This is a genomic window from Bordetella pseudohinzii (assembly GCF_000657795.2).
GTDB classification, from domain to species: Bacteria; Pseudomonadota; Gammaproteobacteria; order Burkholderiales; family Burkholderiaceae_B; genus Bordetella; species Bordetella pseudohinzii.
This window is the reverse complement of record NZ_JHEP02000008.1, coordinates 83,307-101,937: the sequence shown is the minus strand read 5'-3', so window position 1 is coordinate 101,937 and position 18,631 is coordinate 83,307. Positions and strand designations below refer to the sequence as shown.

The window sequence follows — 18,631 nt, the reverse complement described above, 5'->3', positions numbered from 1 at the left end:
CCGTCTCGCTCAAGGACGGCCGCCGGCGCCAACCGCGTAAAGCCGGCAGTTCGCGCGCCTCATCGGGGCTGGCGCCTGGACCAGGACCGCGGCGCCTAGATGCTGCCGGCCGCGCGGATTGACCGGCCCATGCCGCCGTGCGAGGATCGGCGGCTTGCCCGTCCACGACGCTCCGACATGAATATCTCGCCCGAAAACGCGCGCACGCCCGACGTCGCCGCGCTCATCGCAGAACTCGACGCCTACCAGATCCCGCTGTCGCCGCCCGAAAGCCATCATGGCGTGGACCTCGACGCCTTGTGCAGCCCCGGCGTCGTCTTTCTGGTGGCGCGCGACGAGGCCGGCCAGGCCCTGGGTTGCGGCGGCATCCAGCTCAACAGCGGCTACGCCGAACTCAAGCGCATGTATGTGCGCCCGGCCGCGCGCGGGCAGGGCGTGGCCCAGGCGCTCCTGGCCCGCCTGCAAACGGCCGCGGCCGACGCCGGCATCCGCCGCATCCACCTCGAAACCGGCGCCCGCCAGGCCGAGGCCCTGGCCTTCTACCGCCGCCAGGGCTACACCGAATGCCCGCCTTTCGGCGACTACCGGCCCGACCCGCACAGCGTGTTCATGGTCAAGGTGGTCTGAGGGACCGCATGGCCACGATCAGGTGTCTGATACCCGTGCCTAGGGCTTTATCCTGTCCTCGTCGGTCAGCGGCGTGCCCAGGTCGCGCTCGTCCACTTCCCAGATCAGCAGGCGCGGCGGGCTTTGTTTCCAGGCCGGGCTCTTGAAATAAGCCTGCAAGGCGCCGCCGAATTTGCCGCCGTCGCGGGCGAAGTTGCCGATGGCCACGCCCAGTTGCTGCGACAGCTGGGGCAGGAATTCCGAGGTGCGCGCGAAGGAGGTGCCCACCAGGGCCAGGGTGGGCAGGGCGCTGTCGCCGAACAGGTCGTCGGCGTCCTGGGCCGGGGCGGCGGCCTCGGGCGTGTAGCGGTGCAAGGCGACGATTTCCGGACTGGGCTGCAGCGCCAGCGGCAACCAGTCCACGCCAGCCAGCCTGACCAGGTCGCCGGGCCGGGGCGCCGGCGGCTCGGCCGTCACGCGCCAGCGCTGCGGCGCTTGCAAGGGCACGCCGCTGGCGCGCACTTGTTCGGCAATGGCGCGCGCCGCGGCGCCCGCCCCGGCTTCGTTCCAATGCGTGTCATTGCGATAGAAAGCGCCCTGCCCGACCGCGCCCAGCGCCGCGCTCAGGTCCACGGCGCGCACGCCCTGGGCGCGCAGGATGCCGACCCAGCGCGATTGCCGGTCCTGAAAGGACGCCGGGCGATGCAGGCCGCACAGGCCTTGGGCTTCGATACGGCTTTTGTCCGGCACCACCGCCACCAGCAGTTCGATGCCGCGGGCGGCCAGCGCGCCGCGCACGGCGGCCACGATGCGGGCCCGCTCGGCCTGGTTCTGGTCGGCGCCGGGATGCGGCTGCAGCTCATCGCCCAAAAAAAGCCAACCGGCGCAGCCGCGGCGCACGCGCGGCCCCAGGTCGCGCAGGGTAAGCCAGCCCAACCCGCGCTGCAGGCGGGCGGCTTCGGTGCTGAAGCTCATGTCGGCCAGGCGCAGCGAAAGATCATGCGTCACGCCGCCGTCGAGCAGGCGCGCCACCGAGCGGTCTTGCGGCAGCACCTCATGCCGCAGGCTCCACCAGCCGTTGCTCAGGGCCGCGCCGGCCATGAACAGGATCAGCGCCACGCCCGCGAGCCGGCTGGCGCGGCGATGGGCGGCCGTGGCATGGACGACGGGAGGCGCGGCCGGCGTATCGTGAGGGGCGCTCATCGGTTCAGAACTGGAAATAGAGGAAAGGCACCGCGCCGCGCGCGGCGATCAGGGCATAGGCCAACAAGAAACCGGCCACCGGCCAGAGCGCGCTGCAGGCCGCGCGCAGCCGGCCCGCCGGCCGGCGCGTCCACCCGGGCCGCAGCGCGGGCAGAATGACGCAGACCACGCCCAGCGCCGCGGCCAGCGCATGCGTGGGCCGCAGCACATAGGCCAGGCTGTCGCCCAGGGCGATGCCGTTCAGGCCGAACTGGCCGCGATACATGGCCAGGGCGGCATGGAAGTCGGCGGCGCGGAAGATCGTCCAGGCCAGCATCACGAACAGCAGCGTCGCCAGCCGCGACAGCCAGCCGGGCGGCGCGGGCAGGCCGCTGCCGCCCCAGGCGCGCGCCAAGGCCAGGGCCAGGCCGTGGGCCAGCCCCCAGAGCAGGAAGTTCCAGCTTTCGCCGCCATGCCACAGCCCGGCGATGCCCATGGTCAGCAGCAGGTTGCGATAGGTTTTCCAGACGCCCAGGCGGCTGCCGCCCATGGGAATGTAGAGATAGTCGCGTATCCAGCTGGACAAGGACAGATGCCAGCGCCGCCAAAAGTCCTGGATGCTGCGCGCCAGATAAGGATGGTTGAAGTTCTCCGGCAGGTGAAAGCCCATCATCAGGCCCAGGCCGATGGCCATGGCGCTATAGCCGGCGAAGTCGAAGAACAGCTGCAGGGTGTAGGCGCCGCAGCCTATCCAGGCATCGGCCAGCGTCGGCGCGGGCAAGGCGAAGGCGGCGTCGACCACCGGCGCCAGCGTATCGGCCACCAGCACCTTCATGCTCATGCCCACCATGAAACGGCGCGCGCCCAGGCAGAAGTTCTGCCAGTCCATGCTGCGGTGGGCGATCTCTTTTTCCACCCAGGCCCAGCGGATGATGGGGCCGGCGATCAGCTGCCCGAACATGGCTTTGTAGGCCGCGAAATCAATGAAGTTGCGCTCTGCGCGCACGTCCCGGCGATAGACGTCGACCAGGTAGGAGATGGCCTGCAGCACGAAGAAGGACAGGCCGGCCGGCAAGGCGACCCGCTCCCATGACAGAGGCAGGGCGCCGGCCATGCCGGCGATGTCATTGAAGGTCGCCACCAGGATGTTGGCGTATTTGTACCAGCACAGCGTGGCCGTATTGGCCGCCAACAGCAGCACCAGCAGCGCCTTGCGGCGATGGCCGGCCTGGACTTGCTCCAGCAGCAGGCCGCCGGCCCAGGCCGCCACGGTCACGCCCACCAGCAGCAGCAGGTAGATGGGCTTGAGCCAGCTGTAGAACAACCAGCTGCCCGCCAGGAGCACGAAGTTGCGCGCCCGCCGCGGCGTCAAGGCATAGATGGCCAGGAACAGCGGCAGGAACAGCGTCAGGAATTCGAGGGACGCGAAAACCATGGTCTAGGGCCGGGTCGGCCGGAGGGATTGTTATCGGGCGGGGAGGCTTCCCCGCCGGCTGCGCGGCCTAGCGCGCGGTCTGGTCTACCGCGTGCAACAGGCGCGGCCCCGAAGGCAGCAGCAGGACGGTATGGCGCTGCCCCGCCTGCAGCGCCCCCAGGTCCAGCTCCGGGCCCACTGCCTGCCCGCCGCAACGGGCCTGCACGCGCAGCGCCACCGGGTTGACCAGGCGGCGCGCCACGCCGCCCTCGGCGACGTTCTCGAACAAGGCCAGATTGCGCGGCACGGCCAACAGGCTGGCCTGCCCGCAAGCCGGGTCCAGGTTGTAGAAGCCGACGGATACCTTGAGCGCATTGAAGTCCTCGGGCTGCTCGCGCACGATGACGGCGCGCAGCCCCTCCTTGTCCGGCAGGCCGACCACCGAGGCGAACTCGCCCGGCCGCACCGTCACCTCGACCTCGCGCGTCTTGCCCGCGCCCTGCAGCATGCCCTGCATCTTGGCGCCCGCCTTCACGGGCATGAAGTCCGAAGCCGGATGGGCGGCATCCAGCTTGATGCGCGCCTGCGAGCCCTTGGCGCCGACGTCCATCGGCTCGCCGCCGCCATTGACGAAGCGCACGAAGGAAGCATCCTCCGCCGGCCCGGTTTCATAGAGTTGGATCTGCGCCGCGCCGGCGCCCGTGGCAGACAGGGCGATCGACAGACCGGCCAGGCCACGCCAAAGAAAAGCAGTCATTCCTGGTCCTTTCCGTGCTGCGCGTTGGCCGCGCGTCATTGTTTCCGCAGCGCCTTGACCTGGGGCAGGCTGGCCAGCTGCTTGGCGATGGCATCGCCCCAGGCCTTGTAGCCCGTGTTGGTGTAGTGCTGGCCGTCCGTGGTCGGCCATTGGCCCGGCGTGGAGAACTGCGTCGAATCGATATACGCGCAGGGCGCGACATTGCTGCCCAGAAAGGCCGACACCTGCTTGACCCGCGCAAAATTCTTGTTGTACTTGCCGCCTTCGGTGCCCCAGCCCGGACCGATCCAGGCGCAGGCCGCGCCGCTGCCGGCGATGGCCTGGGTCAACGCCGTCGTCTGCTGCCAGGCCCAGGTCTTGGGAAAGGCGGGGTTGGTGTAGCCGGCCATGGTGTCGCCCAGCACGATCAGCACCAGGTTGGGTTTGGTGGCCGCGATCAGCTCGGTGACCGGCGTGGTGCGGGCCGCCTTGCCTTTCAATTCGATCTTGCCGCTGTTCAGGCGCTCGGCGCCGCCGCAGGTGCTGGGCGTGGCCTTGAGCCAGTCGCCGGCATTGCTGCCGCACACGCCGATGCTGCGCACGACGGCGCCCTGCTGGACCAGATCGTCCTGCAGGGTCGTGATCAGATAGCCGGGCGCGGCCAGATGGCTGTCGCCGATGAGCAGGATGCTCAAACCGGCAAAAACGGAAGTCAGCATGGCGATACTCCTTGATTGAACGCGCTAGCGGGCATAGGGCGACTGATAGGGATTGACCGGCAGCTCCAGCGGGCGTGTCTGCGGATAGAAGGCATAGCGCAGATACAGGCCGCCGGCGTACTGGCGATAGTCGGAAGCGTTGTCCATGGCCAGCGTGCCGCCCAGGAACAGTTTGGGCGTGAGCTGGTATTCGGCCGCCGCCGCGAGGTTGTAGCCCACGCCCGTGCGCGACTGTCCGTCGTAGACGGCCGGGGTGCCGAACAAGCCCTGGTTGACGGCATTGGCCGCCGCCTGCAGGCCGCCGTTGGTCGGGAAGTAATCCGCGCTGTCTTCCTTGAAGTGGCGGATACCCACCGCGCCTTGCAGCTTGTACGTGAAGCGGCCATCGCGCTGCGCCCAGGTGACCGGCACGCTCAGGGCGTAGAACTGCTGCGGGCTGAAGTAGCCGCCGTGGCCATAGGTGAAAAAGCGCTGGTTGTTGTCGTAGAAGATGGCGCCCAGGTTCAGGCCGGCCGTCAGCATGCGGTTGGACTCGCGCATCAGATGCCAGTAAATGCCCGTGCCCACTTCGGTGCGCGAGTTGGACTCGACATTGTGGCCATCCAGGCCGCGCCAGGAGCCATAGGCATAGACGCCATAATCCGTGTTGTCCATACCGATCTGGCCTTCCAGGCCGGTGGCCGTGACCGCGCCCCAGCGCTGGCCGCTGCGATTGTCGCGGGTGCCGGCAAAGGAAAGCAGGCTATCGGTCACGGCGCGGCGCGACAGGTCCAGGCTGTACCAGGTGCCGGCGGCGCGGCTGATGGGCCCGTTGATCCGCACGCCGCCCACCACATTGGAATACTCGAAACCCAGCGGCGTGGCGCCGATGTCGGCCGACAGACCGTCCATCACATAGCCGGCCGACAGCCCCACGCCGCGATCCCGCTGGCTGCCGGCCGAACCCACGCGGCCCTGCGCCTGGGCGGCGGCGGCCACCGGCCCGCCGCCAAAGCGGCTGCTGCTCGAATAGCTGCTGTCCAGGCTGCCGGCGGTCAAGCTGACCGGCGTGGCGCGCAGCGAGAGCTTGCCGTCGCCGGCCGGGATCAGCGCCTCGACGGGTGCATCGACCTCGGTCAGCTTGCTCATGCCGGATTCGCCATTGTTGGAGCGCACGAAAGCGCCGGCGCGGATTTCCGCGCTGCGCGCCTGCATGACCTCGTCAAGCTCCTGCCTGAGCGAGCGCGGCGCGGGATCGGCCTTGGCCGCATGGCCGGCCGGCGGCAGGTTGTCGGCGCCCGGCCCGGTGCGCGTGGCGATGCCGCCCGCATAGGCGGCCGCCGCGCCGCCCGGCGGCGCCGCGGAAGGCGCCAGCGCCCGCGTATCCCGCGGCGCGGAGGCGGCGATGGCATAGGGTTCTTCGCGCGCGGAAGCCGGCTCGGCATCGGCGTCCGAACGGTAGGCCGCGGGCAAAGACTCGTCCAGCGCCTGGCCCAGCACCTGGGACTGGCCGGTGGCCCGGGCCCGCTGGCCCGGCAGGCCCACGAAGGGATTGCCGTCGGCATGAGCGCCGCCGCTGTCGGCCAGCGCCAGCGCGGCGCCGCGCGCCTCCTGCGCCGCGATGGCCTGGCGATAGAGATCGGCGGCGCGCGCCGTCTTGCCTCGCGAGCGGTACAGACGGGCCGCGCCGGCCAGCACGTCCGGATCGCGCGGCGCCAGCGTCAAGGCGCGGTCGATGGCCGTCTCGGCCGAACGCCAGTCATCGGCTTCGGCGGCGATGCCGGCCACCGCGATCTGCAGCTGGGCATTGTCGGGATCGCGCGCCTGCAGGCCGCGATAGATCTCCAACGCCTTGTCGCGGTCGCCGGCGGCGACATACATGCGCGCCAGCGCGCCCTGCGCCGAGGCGTCGTCGGGCCGGCGCTTGAGCACCGGCTGCAGGATGTCGTAGGCGGCCACCAGATCGCCGCGCTGGCGCATGGCCTCGGCCTGGCGCACCGTATACAGACTCACCAGGTCCTGGAAGCCGCGGTATTGGTCGGCATCCATGGGCAGCTTCTGCACCTGGCGCAGCACGGCGGCCGTGCCCGGGTCATCGCCGCTCTTGAGCAGCACGCCGGCATAGGGAATGAGCACATCGGGGCCGGCCGGAAGCGATCCCGCGGCCAGCGGCCGCATCAGGGCCAGCGCGCGCGGCGTGTCGCCGGCGTCCACATAGGCCTGGGCGATGGCGCCCAGCAGCTGAGGATCGCCCGCGGCCGCGGTCTCCAGTCCCTCCAGGCGCTGGCGCGCCTGGGCCGTATCGCCCGCCTGGGCCAGGCGCGCCGCCTGCGCCGCCTGTTCGCGCACCCAGACATTGCGCTGGAATGCCTGCATGTCGGGCGTGCGCCGGCTCTCCGGAATGCGCGCCAGCGTGTCATGGGCGCGGCCCCAATCGCCGCTCTCGGAAGCCAGCAGCGCGCTGGCGTAGAGTGCGTCGGCGGCGTCCGGCTGCAGGCGCAGAGTCTCGTCCATCAGCTGTTGACCGCGCGCCGCCTCGCCATGGCGCAGCATCAGCCGCGCCAGCTCATACGTGGCCCAGGGATTGCGCGAATCGGCGGCGCGCGCATCTTCCAGCAGGCGGCGGGCGCCGGCCGTGTCGCCGCGCTTGTCGGCCTCGCGGGCCTGCCCGGCGGCGATGGAGGCCCGCAGCCGGCCGATATCGCCCGCCTGGCCGGGCGGCAGCGCGGCGACCAGGCGCCGGGCTTCGTCGGCGCGATGGGTCCGGGCCAGCACATCGGCCAGCCCGCGCACGGCCTCGGGGTCATTCTTGTGGCGGGCCAGCACGGCGCGATAGGTCTTCTCCGCATTGGCCATGTCGCCCGCGCCCGCATAGAGACGGCCCATGGCGTTGTAGGCGCCGGCCGCGCCGCCATCCAGGCGGATGGCCTGCTCCAGCAGGCGGCGCGCGCCGTCGCTGTCGCCGCGCTGGCGCGCGGCCTCGGCCTGGTCCAGCAAGTTCCAATAGCGCGCCCCGGCCAGGGCGCGGCTCCAATTGCGTCCGGCGCCGGGCCGCGCCGCGGCGCGCGACAACAGCTCCTGGGCTTCGGCGCCGCGATCCTGCTGCATGCGCACCAGGCCCAGGCCGCCCAGGGCGTCGGGATCATTGGGCGCGGCGCGCAGTTTTTCCTGGAAGGCCGCCTCGGCGGCGGGCAGGTCCTGGTTCTTCAGGGCCGCGAAACCGCGCGCCAGCCGGGGATCCTGGCGCCAGGCCACGGCCGGCGCGCCGCGCCTGGCCGCCGGGTTGTCATAGACGGCGCGCACTTCCTTGTCATCCGGATGGCCCTTCAGATAGGCCTCGAACAGCGGTTTTTCCGCGGCACTGGGCGCGCCCAGCCATATCAGGCCGGCGCGCCAGCTCTCGGTGGCGTCGGCGCCGACATCCTTGCGCTGCGCCAGCTGGCCCAGCAGGCGCACGCCCTCGGCGCGGCGGCGCTCGTCACGGATCAGATGCTTGCCCAGGGCCAGCTGCACATAGGGATTGCCCGGCATCTCGCGCGACAGCCGCTGCAGGCCGCCGATGGCCGGCGCCACCCCCTTGTCCGTATAGCCCAGGAAACTGTAGTACTCCAGGGCGATATCGCCCTGCGGCTCGCGGCCCTGCAAGGCCCGGTCATAGGCCTGCATGGCCTGGCCGATCTCGCCCGAGGCCGCCAGCATGCGCGCGCGCTCCAGGTCGGCCGCGCCCGGGCCGCCGGCCAGCGCGATGTCCTGCTGCAGACGTTGGGTGAAGGAGCCGGCGGCGTCGAGCTGCCGAAGCCGGTTCAGATAGCCCTGGGCATCGCTCAAGCGCTTCTCGCGCACAGCCGACAGCCCCAGTCCATACAGCGCCTCCTGCTGCGCCGGTTCGGACAGCAGGAGTTTTTCCCATGCCTGGGCGGCGCGCCTGGCATCGCCCTGGTTCTGCCAATAACGGCCCTGCTCCAGCAGCGAGGCGGTGGCGGCCGGCTGGGCCCAGCCGCTCTGGTGCGCCAGAGCGGCCAGCACGCCGATGGCCAGCGTATGGCGGTTCAAGGACATTTCTTCTCCCACTCCAATGACACACGGCCCGTCTTGCCGAACCGGTAGCGCTGATCGAACCAGCCGGTGCCGAACAGACTGAGCACAAAATCGTAATAAGGCGGCTGCCGCGAGGCCGCGGCTTGCAGGCTGGCGGCCCACGCCGTCCGCACGCGGCGCAACTGCCCCTGCAGCAGGTCGTCCTGCCCCCGGGCCTCGAAGTAGGGCAGCAAGGCCGCTGAAAAACCGAACGGCCCCCTGCCCCGCGTCTGGCCGCTGTCCACATCGACCGACTCGGGCGGCGCGCCATCGGCCGCGACCGAGGTCGCCATGCCCGACAGGGCCGCCAGCAAGGGCCGGGCGACAGGATCGTCAGGCGGCGTAATGCCCGCCCACAGATAGATGCGGATCGCGTCGTAGCTGCCTTTGGCGCCCTGCACGGGATCGTTCTCGTAATGCCCCACCCTCGCCGCGGATCCGGGCTGCGCCGGCCGGCCGCGGTAGGCGACCCAGTCGGCCGCATAGCCCTTGGGCGCGGTGGCCTGGATCAGCCGCAGCGTATTGGCGGCGACGGCGTTCCAGGGCCCTTGCGCCGATGCCTGCGCCAGCCGCCGCAGCACCGGCGGCGGCAGATAACTTGGATTCAGCCGCCACAAGCCGGGCTGGACAAAGCCCTGGGGCGCGGGCAACAGCATGCTGCCCAGCCCCGGCAGATCGGCGATCTCGCCGGCCTCGACCTGGGCCAACAGCGCCAGCGCATCGCGGGTGTAGGCGGGCTGGCGCCACAGCCGCCCCGCCTCCAGCAAGGCATAGACAAACCATAGGTCGGCATCGGACGCCGAGTTGGCATCCAGCACGCCCCAGGCGCCGTCATCGCGCCTGCCCCAGGACCAGGCCGGCAAATGCCGGCCCGCATCGCCGCGGGCGAGGTTGGCCACGCTCCAGCGCCACAGGCGCCCGAAGGTCTCGCGGTCATTGGCCACCAGGGCGAAGAACATGGCATATGACTGTCCTTCCGAAGTGCTCATCTGGCGCGGCGTGCTGCCGTCGACGACCCGCCCATCGGCCTGCACGAAATGCGTCACGAAGGCCGACCATTCCGGCCAACTGACCGCCGTGCACACGGGCGCGGCGGCCGCGCGGCCGGCCAGCCCGAGCGCAAGCGCCGCCAGCAGGGCGCGCGGGCGCCAGGCCGAAGCGCGTGCGCGGGCGGGTCTGGGCATCACGGCGTCTTCCTGCGCAGGCGGCGCACCAGGACGCGCAGCAGCGCCAGCGCCACGGCGATGCCGGCCAGCCAGACCAGTCCCATCACCGCCAGGCGCAGCAAGGTGTAGCCGGGCAGCAGCGAGGAGATCGACCAATCGATGCGCTTGAGCAGCGGCAGGCTGCCCAGCGTGTAAGTCTGGTCGCCGGCCAGCGCATCGACTTGCTTGCCCCGGATCACCGACAGGCTGCCCTGCACGGCCTTGTCATAGCCTTCGCCGCCGCGCAACGCGGCCACGGCCGCGGCCAGGCCCTCGGGCTGGCTGCTGGCCAGCAGCACCACGCTGCGGCGCGCGGCCAGCGGCGACTCGAAGCCGGCCACGATGGCGCTGACGCCTTCGCCGGCATAACTCAGGGCCGCGCGCGGGACGCGCCGGTCCAGGCGCGGGTCGGCATGAAACCAGTCCGTCACGCGATAGACCAGATCCGACAGGCTGAAGTGCGCGCCCGCCTCATAGCTGCCCGGGATGCTGGCGGCCCAGCGCTTGAGCAAGGGATGCGAGGCCCCGGCGGCGATCACCAGCAGGTCCTTGCCGGCCTGAGCGTCGAGCTGCTGCGGACGGATCACGGTCACGCCCGTGGCCGGATACCCCGTGGCGTCGCCCATGCGGCCCAGCACATTCAGATAGGCCGAATAGACTTCGGCGCCGGCGCGCTCATCCAGCACCACCGCCGTCTCCGACAGGTCAGCCAGGCGCGTGAAAGGAAAACCCGAGGTGCCGAAGGCGCGCAGGTCCGGCATCAGGATGAAATGCGGATAGCCGCTCAGGTCGATGGTCGACTCGGGCTCGATCATGCCGCGCACATTGTCGACGATGATGTCGCGGCACTCGCCCTGCTTGATGTAGTCGTACAGATAGCGGAACTGCAGCTGCCCGCGCGCCTTCAGCAGTTCCAGCGGCACATCCAGCTGGGCGCGCATGGGCAGGCTCTCGTCGGGCAGCACCTCGGCGCGCAGCTTGTCGCCGCCCTCGATGCGCTCCAGGGCGAACAAGGGCATGGACTTGACGAACTCATCGCCCACGCCGAACAGCAGCGAGGAGTTCAGCGACGTGGGCTGCGGGGTATAGCGGTAGCGCAGGTCGATGGGTACTTTCTTTTCCTGCCAGCCGAACAGATCGGGCGGCACGCGCACATCGATGCGAATGGCGTCGGGGCTGAAGCCCGAGACGTTCAGGCGCTTGGGATCGATCAGGTCGCCGAAACGCACCGGGCGGTCGGTGCGCAGCCAGCGCGGCGCGTCGTAGGGCTGGCGCGGCTTGAGCTCGGCCAGGCGGGTGATGGCCGCCGACGGGCCAGCCAGCGTCTGGCTGCCCAGCGCCAGCGCGGCGGCGGCCTGCTTGAGCTCCTTGCCATCGCGGCCCATCACCAGCAGCAGCTTGCCGTCCGGGTCGTTGGGATTGCCGACAACCGCCAGGGCGGGGCCCTTGACCGGCGGCTGGCCCAGGCCGGGGACGGCGCTGCCCATGGCGAACACCACCGCGTTGCCGCGCCCGGGCAGTTGCGTGACGGCGGCGGGAAACTCGGCGCCGCGATAACCGGCCAGCGCGCCGAACCACGACGACAGGGCGCCGGCGGCTTCCAGCACGGCCGCGTCGGGTTCGGCCTGGAACACAAAAGGCAGAACCAGCTTGCGCATATCGCGCCGGTCAAAAAAGGGCAGCGGCAGGTTGGCCAGGTCATTGGGCAGCGGCAGGGCCGCGGTCGCCAGGTCCAGCGAGCTCAGATTGCTGATATTGGCCCACAGACTGGAATGCAGCGGATCTTCGCAGTCCAGCGTGTAGTGGCCGATCAGCTGCAGGCGCAGGTCGTTATAGGCAGTGATCAGATACGGCGGGATCTCGACGGTCTGGCGCAGATTGCCGCCGGCCGTTTCGCGCGGCACCGGAATGGTGGCGGCGACCTCGTCGTTGACCAGCACATTGATGTGCGACAGCTCGGCCAGCAGCGCGGGCGAATAGGCATAGCGCAGGTCCACCCGCGCGCCGGTCACGACCCGGTCGTTGCGCACGCTGAAGTTCAGCGTATTGCTGCCGTCCACGCCGCGCAGGTTGAGCGGATACTGTGCGCCGAGCTGCTTGAAGGTGTAGCGCTGATCGGCCTTGAAAGACGCCGGCTCGGGAGCCGGGGCCGGCGTCTCGGCCGCCTGGGCCAGCAGCGAGCAACTGGCCAGCAGCAGCATGGGCAGCCGCGACAGCGCGCGCGCCGACCAGCGGACTTGCGGCATTTGGGTCGAAAGGCGGTTGTTTTTCATGATCACGATCCCAGGCGGCGTTGCGCGCGGGCGCGCAGCGACAGGTAGAGCAACACGGCGATGACGAGCGCGCTGAGCAGCAAGGCGCCCACCAGCGTGAGCGGATGGCGCGCGAAGAACCATTGCAGGCCCAGCCAGGCGGGCAGCGAACCCACGTAATAGCTTTGCTCGTCCTGCAAGGTGTAGGCCTGCTTTTCGTTGATCACCGTCAGGCTGCCGCCGATACGGTCGCGCGGATCCTCGGCCCGGCCTTCGTTATCGCGATTGGCCTGCAGGGCCTGCACGGCCGCGGCCAGGCCCTCGGCGCTGGCGCCCGAGACCACGACCACGCTGCGGCCCGAACGCAGCGGCGACTCCATGCCGGCCAGCGTGGCCAGCACGCCGCCGCCGGCGTAATCGAGCTGGAGATCGGCGCGGCGCTTGCGGTCGCGCGGATCCGGGCCCAGCCACGCGGCCAGCTGGTCTATCCAGTCCGACAGGCTGAAGCGCCGCTCCCTGCCCTCGAAACCGCTGGGCAGCATGCCCTGCCATTGTTTGAGCAGCGGCTGGTTGTCGCCCGACGCCAGCACCAGCAGGTCCTTGTCCCGCAGGGCTTCGGCCTGCGCGGCCTGGCCCACGGTCACGCCGATGGCCGGATAGCCCGAGGCCTGTCCCATCACGCCCAGCAGCGTCAGATAGGCGGCATAGACGGCCGCGCCGGCGCCCTCCGGCATCAGCACGGCCGTCTCGGAAAGATCGGCCATGCGGGTGAAGGGGAAGCCCGCGTCGGCGAACAAGGACAGGTCAGGCATGGGCGCGTACTTGGGCAGGCCCGACACATCGATGGTCGAGCCCGGGTCGATGGCGCTGCGCACATTGTCCAGGATGCTGTTCTGGCATTCGCCCAGCTTGGCGTACTCGTACACATAGCGGAACTGCAGCGCGCTCAGCGGCGGCAGCAGATAGGTCGGCACCCTCACCCTGGCCTGCCCTTCCGAGGCCGGCATGCCATTGAGGCGGCTGAAAACGCCCGTGCCTTCATGCAGCGAAAAGCTGCGCAGCAGCTGGTCGCCGGCTGTCATCTCCATGACCGACTGCTTGGCGCCAGGACGCGGCGAATAGCGGTAGATCAAGTTGACCGGCACACCGTCGCTGTGCCAGCCGAACAGGCCCGGCGGCAGGCGCAGCGGGATCTGCACGGGCGGCGGGCGGTGGCCCGACACATTCAGCTCGCGCGTGGCGACCAGTTCGCCGAAAGCCACCGGACGGTCGCTGCGCAGCCAGTTGGGCGCATCGAAAGGCTTGCGCGGCTGGGGCGGCGTCAGGCGCGTAAAGCGCGCCCGCGAGCCGGACAGCGTTTCGCTGCCCAGGGCCACGGCGGTGGCCGCCTGCTTCAGCTCCTTGGCGTCGCGCCCCATGACCAGCAGCAGCTTGCCGTGAGGATCCTGGGGATGCGTGATCATGGCCACCGCGGGGCCATCGATGGCCGGCGCCTGCACGCCGGCCACGGTATCGCCCGGCTGCAGCAGCACCACCGCATTGCCCGAAGCCGGCAGGTCCTGGAGGCGGGCGCTGAACCGCGCACCGCGATAGCCGGCCAGGGCGCCGAACCACGAGGTCAGGATGCCCGCGCTCTCCAGCCGCGCCGCATCGGGCTGGCGGCCCAGCACGACGGGCAGCGCCAGCGGACGGATATCGCGGCTATCGAAGAAGGGCGCGGGCAGCAGCGCCAGGTCATTGGGCAGCGCCACCGGCACGACGGTCAGGTCCAAGGTGCTCCTGCCCGCGACATCGGCCCACAGACTGGAGTGCACCGGATCCTCGCAGCCCAGCGTGTAATGGCCGATCAGCTGCACGTCCAGGCGGTTGTAGTCGGCCAGCGCCGGCAGGGGCAGTTCGACCGCCTTGCGCGTGGGCGTGGCGGCTGCTTCCTTGGGCAGCGCCACGCTGCCGGCGACCTCGCCATTGAGCAGCACTTTCAAGTGCGACAGGTCGGGCAGCAGCGACGGCGAGTAGCTGTAATCGAGATTGAGGCGCGCGCCGATGATGCGCTGGTCGCGGCGGGCCGAGAAGCCCAGCCCGTTGATGCCGTCCACGCCGCGCAGCGGCAGCGCGCTCTGCCCGCTCAAGCGCGACAGCGGCAGGGAATACACCTGAGCGCCGGGCGGCAGGGTCTGGGCGGCGGGCGGCGCGGCGGCCTCCTGCTGGGCCGCGGCCGGCAGCGCCAGGGCCAGCAAGACCAACATCATGGCCCGCCGCGGGGCGGGCAAGCCGGGGGACGGGCAAGGCCTGGGCGGCCAAGCATCAAGCCTGGAAGTCATCGGTCTATCGTCCTCTAGTTTTTTGTAGGCATGGGCCGGCGCGCGGCCGCGAGGCTGCGGTCGCGCAACTGGCGCAGCAGCAAGCTGAAGCCCCGCACCCCTATCGTGCTGATCTGGCCCAGGGCGGCCAGCGGAGAGTCCGGCGTGTTATTGCCCCAGTGGGCGGTCCAGGTATCGGCGCGGCCGAAGGTCATCTCCGCCAGCGCGCGCTCCTGCTCCAGCGTCAGCGACTGGAAACTCAGGCCCAGCCGGTCGCCCCGGCTGAAAGTCACCAGCGCCGGGAACATGGCCTCTTCATCGTTGAGGAACAGGGAAACACTCAGCGGCATGCCATTGGGCACCACCACGCCGGCCGGCAACACCAGCCCCAGGCCGCCCCGCGAATAATCGCTGGTCCGGCAGGCCACGGTGCGCCCGTCGGGCAGCAGCAGCATGGCCGGCAGCGAAATCGCCACGCGCGGCGTGCTGCGCAGCTGCCTGACCTCGCCGGCCACGGCCACGCTGGCGCTGGTCATGATGATGTTGTAGATCGTCCACGCCAGGTTCAGGACAATGGTCAGGCGCGCGTCCACGCCCCCATAGCCGGCGGCCAGGCTGACCGCGCCGACAATGAAACCGATCAGGTTCAGCGCCAGCAGCACCACATAGGGGCGCGCCAGCGTCCAGTCGAAATAAGCCTCGCTGATGATGCCGCCCTTGGCGGTCACATTGAACTGCGCGGTCCTGGGGCTGATCAGCGTCAGCAGCGCCGGGCGCATGATGTACCAGGCCAGCACGGATTCGTAGACCTCGTTCCAGAACGAATGGCGGAAACGCCCCTGGATGCGCGAGCCGGTCAGGCTGGACAGGATGATGTGCGGCAAGGCATAGGCCGCCACCATGATGGCCGACGCCTGGAATACATTGGCATGGAAGAACAGATAGGCCAGCGGGGCGGTCAGGAAGACCACGCGCGGCAGACCGAAGAAGAAGTGCAGCATCGCGCTCAGATAGCACAGCCGCTGCCCCAGCTTCAGGCCCTTGCCCAGCAGCGGGTTGTTGATGCGGATGATCTGCGCCATGCCCCGCGCCCAGCGCGTGCGCTGGCCGATGTGGCGCGACAGGTTTTCCGTCGCCAGGCCGGCGGCCTGCGGGACCGCCAGATAGGCGGTGTTGAAGCCCTGGCGGTTCATCTTCAGCGCGGTCAGGGCGTCCTCGGTCACGCTCTCGGTCGCCACGCCTCCCACCGCGTCCAGCGCGCTGCGCCGTATCACCGCGCAGGAACCGCAGAAAAAAGTCGCGTTCCACAGGTCGTTGCCATCCTGCACCACGCCATAGAACAGCTCGCCCTCATTGGGCACGTTGCGGAAGGTGCCCAGATTGCGCTCGAAAGGATCGGGCGAGAAAAAGACGTGCGGCGTCTGCAAGAGCGCCAGCCGCTTGTCCTTGACGAACCATCCCATGCAAATCTGCAGGAAGGAGCGCACCGGCACGTGATCGCAATCGAACACGGCCACGAATTCGCCCTGTGTCCGCGCCAGGGCGGCATTGATATTGCCGGCCTTGGCATGCCGGTTGTCCGGGCGGGTCAGATAGCCCACGCCCGCCTGCTCGCAAAAGTCGCGGAACTCCGCCCGCCGACCGTCATCCAGCACATAGACGCGCAGCTTGTCGGCCGGCCAATCCAGCGATTGCGCGGCCAGCACCGACTGGCGAACCACCTCCAGCGGCTCGTTATAAGTCGGCACATAGACATCCACCGTCGGCCAGCTGCCGCGGTCGGCCGGCAGGGGCGCGGGCTTGCGCCGCAGGGGCCAGGCCGACTGGAAATAGCTCAACAGCATGACCGTCAGCGCGTAGACTTCCGCCAGCAGCAGCCCGTAGCCGAAAAAAGCGTCCAGCACGTTGTCGAAACCGATGGTGTCGGTGATGCGCCAATACATATAGCGCAGCGAGGTGATGACCGAGAGCATCACCATGGTCAGCGTGGCCAGCCGGCCGCCCACGCGATGCAGCAGCAGGGTCACGGCCACGCAGACGGCCGCGAACACCATCTGCTGGAACAGCCCCATCTCCACGGCGACCGCCAGCACCGACAGCGCGCCGGCCAGCGCCAGCGACAGGGCGCGCGCCCAAGCCATCTTCCAGATGCGCCAGGACAGCAGATCATTGCCCAGGCGCGCAAGACGCGGATGGCGCGCCGCGGTCTCTCGGCTCGACGATTTCATGGATGCTCCCTCTTGGCATCGCTCAGTTGCCGCCGCAGCCATTGCGCGCTGGCCAGGATATCGCTGCACGCCTGGCTGTGCGGCGCGTGGTCGATCACGGTCTTGCCGAAGGCCAGCGCCTCGCTGACCGCGGCGTCGCGGTGGACCACGCCGCCCAGCCGCTCGCCCAGGACGCCGCGCATGACGCGCAGGGTGTCCTTGGCCAGCGCCGACGCGCTGTCGACCTGGTTGACGATGAAGGCATGGCCCAGATAGCCCTCGCGCCCTTGCGCATACTGGGCGATCAGGCTCTCGGCCTGGGGCAAGGTGGCATAGGAAGCCGCATCGGACAGCGTCACGACCAGCGCCAGGTCGGCGCAGCGCAAGGTCTGGCTCGCATAGACCGTAGGCCCCGGCGGCGTGTCGATCAGCGCCAGCGTGCCCGGCGCCAGGTCCAGCTCGCGCAGATGGCGCGCCAGCCAGTCGGGGTCCCGCAGCATCTGCTGCTCCAGGGCCAGGCGGTCGCTTTCCTTCAGTTGCCCGAAGGGCAGCAGATGCAGGCCGGCCTCGCCCTGCACGGCCGCGTCGCGCCAGCGCATGCCGGCCAGGCTGGCGCGCGCCAGTCCGGACTCGGCCGCCTCGGCGTCGGCGCCCAGGTGAAAGCGCAGCGCATTCTGCGGGTCAAGGTCCAGCACCAGCGCGGGATGTCCCGCGCGGCTGAGCGCCAGCCCCAGGGCGGCCGCGATGCTGGTCTTTCCTACCCCGCCCTTGGCGGAGACGATGGCTATGGTTTTCATTCTTTTGCCGTGTTGGATGTGGGCGGGACCGGCGCCTTGGCCAGGCGCGCGAAAACGCTTTGCAGCGGCGTCGCGGAGCGGGCGTCGGGCGCGGGCATGACGGGCGGCAAGGCCGCGGGCGGCTCGGTCCGCGCGAGCGGCGGCGCGTCCACGAGCGGCTCGGCCGGGGCCAGGCCGGGCTCGACGCGCGGCGCCGCGGCGGCGTTGCCCGCCAGGCCGGCAGGCGCGGCCACGATGGGCGGCAACCATTCGGCTTCGGGCGCGGCGGCGGGCAGGACGAGCGCATCGAGCGCGATACGCTGCACGCGCGCGCTCCTGACCAGGGCCAGCGCCCGCTCGCCATCGATGGCCGCGCCGGCGCGGACAGGCGGATAGCCGGCCGCCGGCGGCAAGACCAGCGTGGCGACCGCGGCCGGTGGCCACTGCGCCACGCGCGCCGGGCGATCCGCCGGTCCGCCCACGGCCGGCGGCACGGCCGCCACCCCGGGCCGTATCCGGCCCAGCAGCGGCCAGCGCCCGCGGGCCGCCGCCGCCCGGCCTTCCTGGCCGATCTCACGGTAGTTGCGCGGGTCTCCCCCGAACTCCCGGTACAGGCTGCTTATGTCGCTGATGTCGCGCATCCCTGACTCCCCAATGCGCCGCGGGCGCATCTCCCGCGGCGGCCTCTCCCTGTCTCAACGGCCCAATCGATAGACAATCGTCCCCAACGCATCGGGCGCCTGTTGCTCGGTGATGCGCAACTGCGCATCGGCGCCCAGGCGGCGCATCCATGACTCATAGACGCCCTCGAGAAATCCGCTGCTCCAGGCCAGATGGCTGTCGCCGAAGGCCGCGCGCAGCGGCGCGCAGCAATGGGCCAGCGCCAGATGGTCCTCGGCCTCTGAAATTTCCACCCAGCCCCAATCCAGCGGACGCCAGACCTGGTTGATGGCCGACTGCATATCGGCGACCGACGCGGCCGGAGCCAGCGCCTGCCTGCCGGCGAACTGTTCGCCCGCGCGCCGCATCAGCGCGCGCAGGCGCTGCGCCGTCAGGTCCTGGACCAGTTCCTGCGCGAATGCGGACAGCACATCGCGCCATTGGCTGGCGCAGAGTCGTTCGTCGAGATGGGAGAAGATGGCGCTTTGCACATTGATCCTTCATTACAGGCAGGCAAG

The 18,631-nt window shown here is 70.1% G+C and carries 13 protein-coding genes; 1 reads left to right on the top strand and 12 read right to left on the bottom strand.

Annotation, left to right across the window (positions count from 1 at the left end):
* Positions 1 to 177 precede the first annotated feature (177 nt).
* Positions 178 to 627, top strand: a complete 450-nt coding sequence (locus L540_RS12040; RefSeq protein ID WP_043208759.1) for a GNAT family N-acetyltransferase — start codon at positions 178 to 180, stop codon at positions 625 to 627.
* Positions 628 to 666: 39 nt separating this feature from the next.
* Here the strand turns inward: L540_RS12040 and L540_RS12035 are convergent, their stop codons facing one another.
* The 12 genes from L540_RS12035 to bcsD all read right to left on the bottom strand — a co-directional run bounded on the left by L540_RS12035 (position 667) and on the right by bcsD (position 18,604).
* Positions 667 to 1,809 carry an alginate O-acetyltransferase AlgX-related protein gene (locus tag L540_RS12035; protein ID WP_043208757.1) on the bottom strand — a complete coding sequence of 381 codons (1,143 nt, stop codon included), beginning with the start codon at positions 1,807 to 1,809 and terminating at the stop codon, positions 667 to 669.
* 4 nt (positions 1,810 to 1,813) lie between these two features.
* Positions 1,814 to 3,223 carry an MBOAT family O-acyltransferase gene (locus L540_RS12030; RefSeq protein WP_043208755.1) on the bottom strand — a complete coding sequence of 470 codons (1,410 nt, stop codon included), beginning with the start codon at positions 3,221 to 3,223 and terminating at the stop codon, positions 1,814 to 1,816.
* 67 nt (positions 3,224 to 3,290) lie between these two features.
* On the bottom strand, positions 3,291 to 3,959 hold the full coding sequence (locus L540_RS12025) for a cell division protein FtsQ (RefSeq protein ID WP_043208753.1): 669 nt from the start codon (positions 3,957 to 3,959) through the stop codon (positions 3,291 to 3,293).
* A gap of 35 nt (positions 3,960 to 3,994) precedes the next feature.
* Entirely contained in the window at positions 3,995 to 4,657 is a 663-nt protein-coding gene (locus L540_RS12020) for an SGNH/GDSL hydrolase family protein (RefSeq protein ID WP_082149621.1), read from the bottom strand.
* 24 nt (positions 4,658 to 4,681) lie between these two features.
* Complete coding sequence (locus L540_RS12015; protein WP_043208750.1) at positions 4,682 to 8,695, bottom strand: cellulose biosynthesis protein BcsC; 4,014 nt, start codon at positions 8,693 to 8,695, stop codon at positions 4,682 to 4,684.
* Positions 8,686 to 9,897, bottom strand: a complete 1,212-nt coding sequence (bcsZ, locus tag L540_RS12010; protein WP_068945288.1) for a cellulose synthase complex periplasmic endoglucanase BcsZ — start codon at positions 9,895 to 9,897, stop codon at positions 8,686 to 8,688. The genes L540_RS12015 and bcsZ overlap by 10 nt, the downstream gene beginning before the upstream one ends.
* Entirely contained in the window at positions 9,897 to 12,191 is a 2,295-nt protein-coding gene (gene bcsB / locus L540_RS12005) for a cellulose biosynthesis cyclic di-GMP-binding regulatory protein BcsB (RefSeq protein WP_043208746.1), read from the bottom strand. The genes bcsZ and bcsB (L540_RS12005) overlap by 1 nt, the downstream gene beginning before the upstream one ends.
* Positions 12,192 to 12,193: 2 nt before the next feature.
* Positions 12,194 to 14,419 (bottom strand): cellulose biosynthesis cyclic di-GMP-binding regulatory protein BcsB, encoded by a 2,226-nt coding sequence (gene bcsB, locus L540_RS12000; RefSeq protein WP_048026354.1) that lies wholly within the window; start codon positions 14,417 to 14,419, stop codon positions 12,194 to 12,196.
* An 86-nt stretch (positions 14,420 to 14,505) separates the two neighbouring features.
* The gene (bcsA, locus tag L540_RS11995; protein WP_043208744.1) at positions 14,506 to 16,698 is read right to left on the bottom strand and encodes a UDP-forming cellulose synthase catalytic subunit; all 2,193 of its coding nucleotides are present in this window, start codon (positions 16,696 to 16,698) and stop codon (positions 14,506 to 14,508) included.
* Positions 16,695 to 17,474 carry a cellulose biosynthesis protein BcsQ gene (bcsQ, locus tag L540_RS11990; protein ID WP_043208742.1) on the bottom strand — a complete coding sequence of 260 codons (780 nt, stop codon included), beginning with the start codon at positions 17,472 to 17,474 and terminating at the stop codon, positions 16,695 to 16,697. Before bcsQ ends, bcsA begins: the two co-directional genes overlap by 4 nt.
* Entirely contained in the window at positions 17,471 to 18,094 is a 624-nt protein-coding gene (gene bcsP / locus L540_RS21230; RefSeq protein ID WP_053073202.1) for a cellulose biosynthesis protein BcsP, read from the bottom strand. The genes bcsQ and bcsP overlap by 4 nt, the downstream gene beginning before the upstream one ends.
* Positions 18,095 to 18,148: 54 nt before the next feature.
* Positions 18,149 to 18,604, bottom strand: coding sequence for a cellulose biosynthesis protein BcsD (bcsD, locus tag L540_RS11980; RefSeq protein WP_043208740.1), 456 nt, complete (start codon positions 18,602 to 18,604; stop codon positions 18,149 to 18,151).
* Positions 18,605 to 18,631 lie beyond the last annotated feature (27 nt).

What these genes read in the sequence shown, in the direction of transcription:
- L540_RS12040 (WP_043208759.1), top strand. Translation starts at nt 178, where the DNA reads ATGAATATCTCGCCCGAAAACGCGCGCACGCCCGACGTCGCCGCGCTC.
- L540_RS12035 (WP_043208757.1), bottom strand. Translation starts at nt 1,809, where the DNA reads ATGAGCGCCCCTCACGATACGCCGGCCGCGCCTCCCGTCGTCCATGCC.
- L540_RS12030 (WP_043208755.1), bottom strand. Translation starts at nt 3,223, where the DNA reads ATGGTTTTCGCGTCCCTCGAATTCCTGACGCTGTTCCTGCCGCTGTTC.
- L540_RS12025 (WP_043208753.1), bottom strand. Translation starts at nt 3,959, where the DNA reads ATGACTGCTTTTCTTTGGCGTGGCCTGGCCGGTCTGTCGATCGCCCTG.
- L540_RS12020 (WP_082149621.1), bottom strand. Translation starts at nt 4,657, where the DNA reads ATGCTGACTTCCGTTTTTGCCGGTTTGAGCATCCTGCTCATCGGCGAC.
- L540_RS12015 (WP_043208750.1), bottom strand. Translation starts at nt 8,695, where the DNA reads ATGTCCTTGAACCGCCATACGCTGGCCATCGGCGTGCTGGCCGCTCTG.
- bcsZ (WP_068945288.1), bottom strand. Translation starts at nt 9,897, where the DNA reads ATGCCCAGACCCGCCCGCGCACGCGCTTCGGCCTGGCGCCCGCGCGCC.
- bcsB (WP_043208746.1), bottom strand. Translation starts at nt 12,191, where the DNA reads ATGAAAAACAACCGCCTTTCGACCCAAATGCCGCAAGTCCGCTGGTCG.
- bcsB (WP_048026354.1), bottom strand. Translation starts at nt 14,419, where the DNA reads ATGATGTTGGTCTTGCTGGCCCTGGCGCTGCCGGCCGCGGCCCAGCAG.
- bcsA (WP_043208744.1), bottom strand. Translation starts at nt 16,698, where the DNA reads ATGAAATCGTCGAGCCGAGAGACCGCGGCGCGCCATCCGCGTCTTGCG.
- bcsQ (WP_043208742.1), bottom strand. Translation starts at nt 17,474, where the DNA reads ATGAAAACCATAGCCATCGTCTCCGCCAAGGGCGGGGTAGGAAAGACC.
- bcsP (WP_053073202.1), bottom strand. Translation starts at nt 18,094, where the DNA reads ATGCGCGACATCAGCGACATAAGCAGCCTGTACCGGGAGTTCGGGGGA.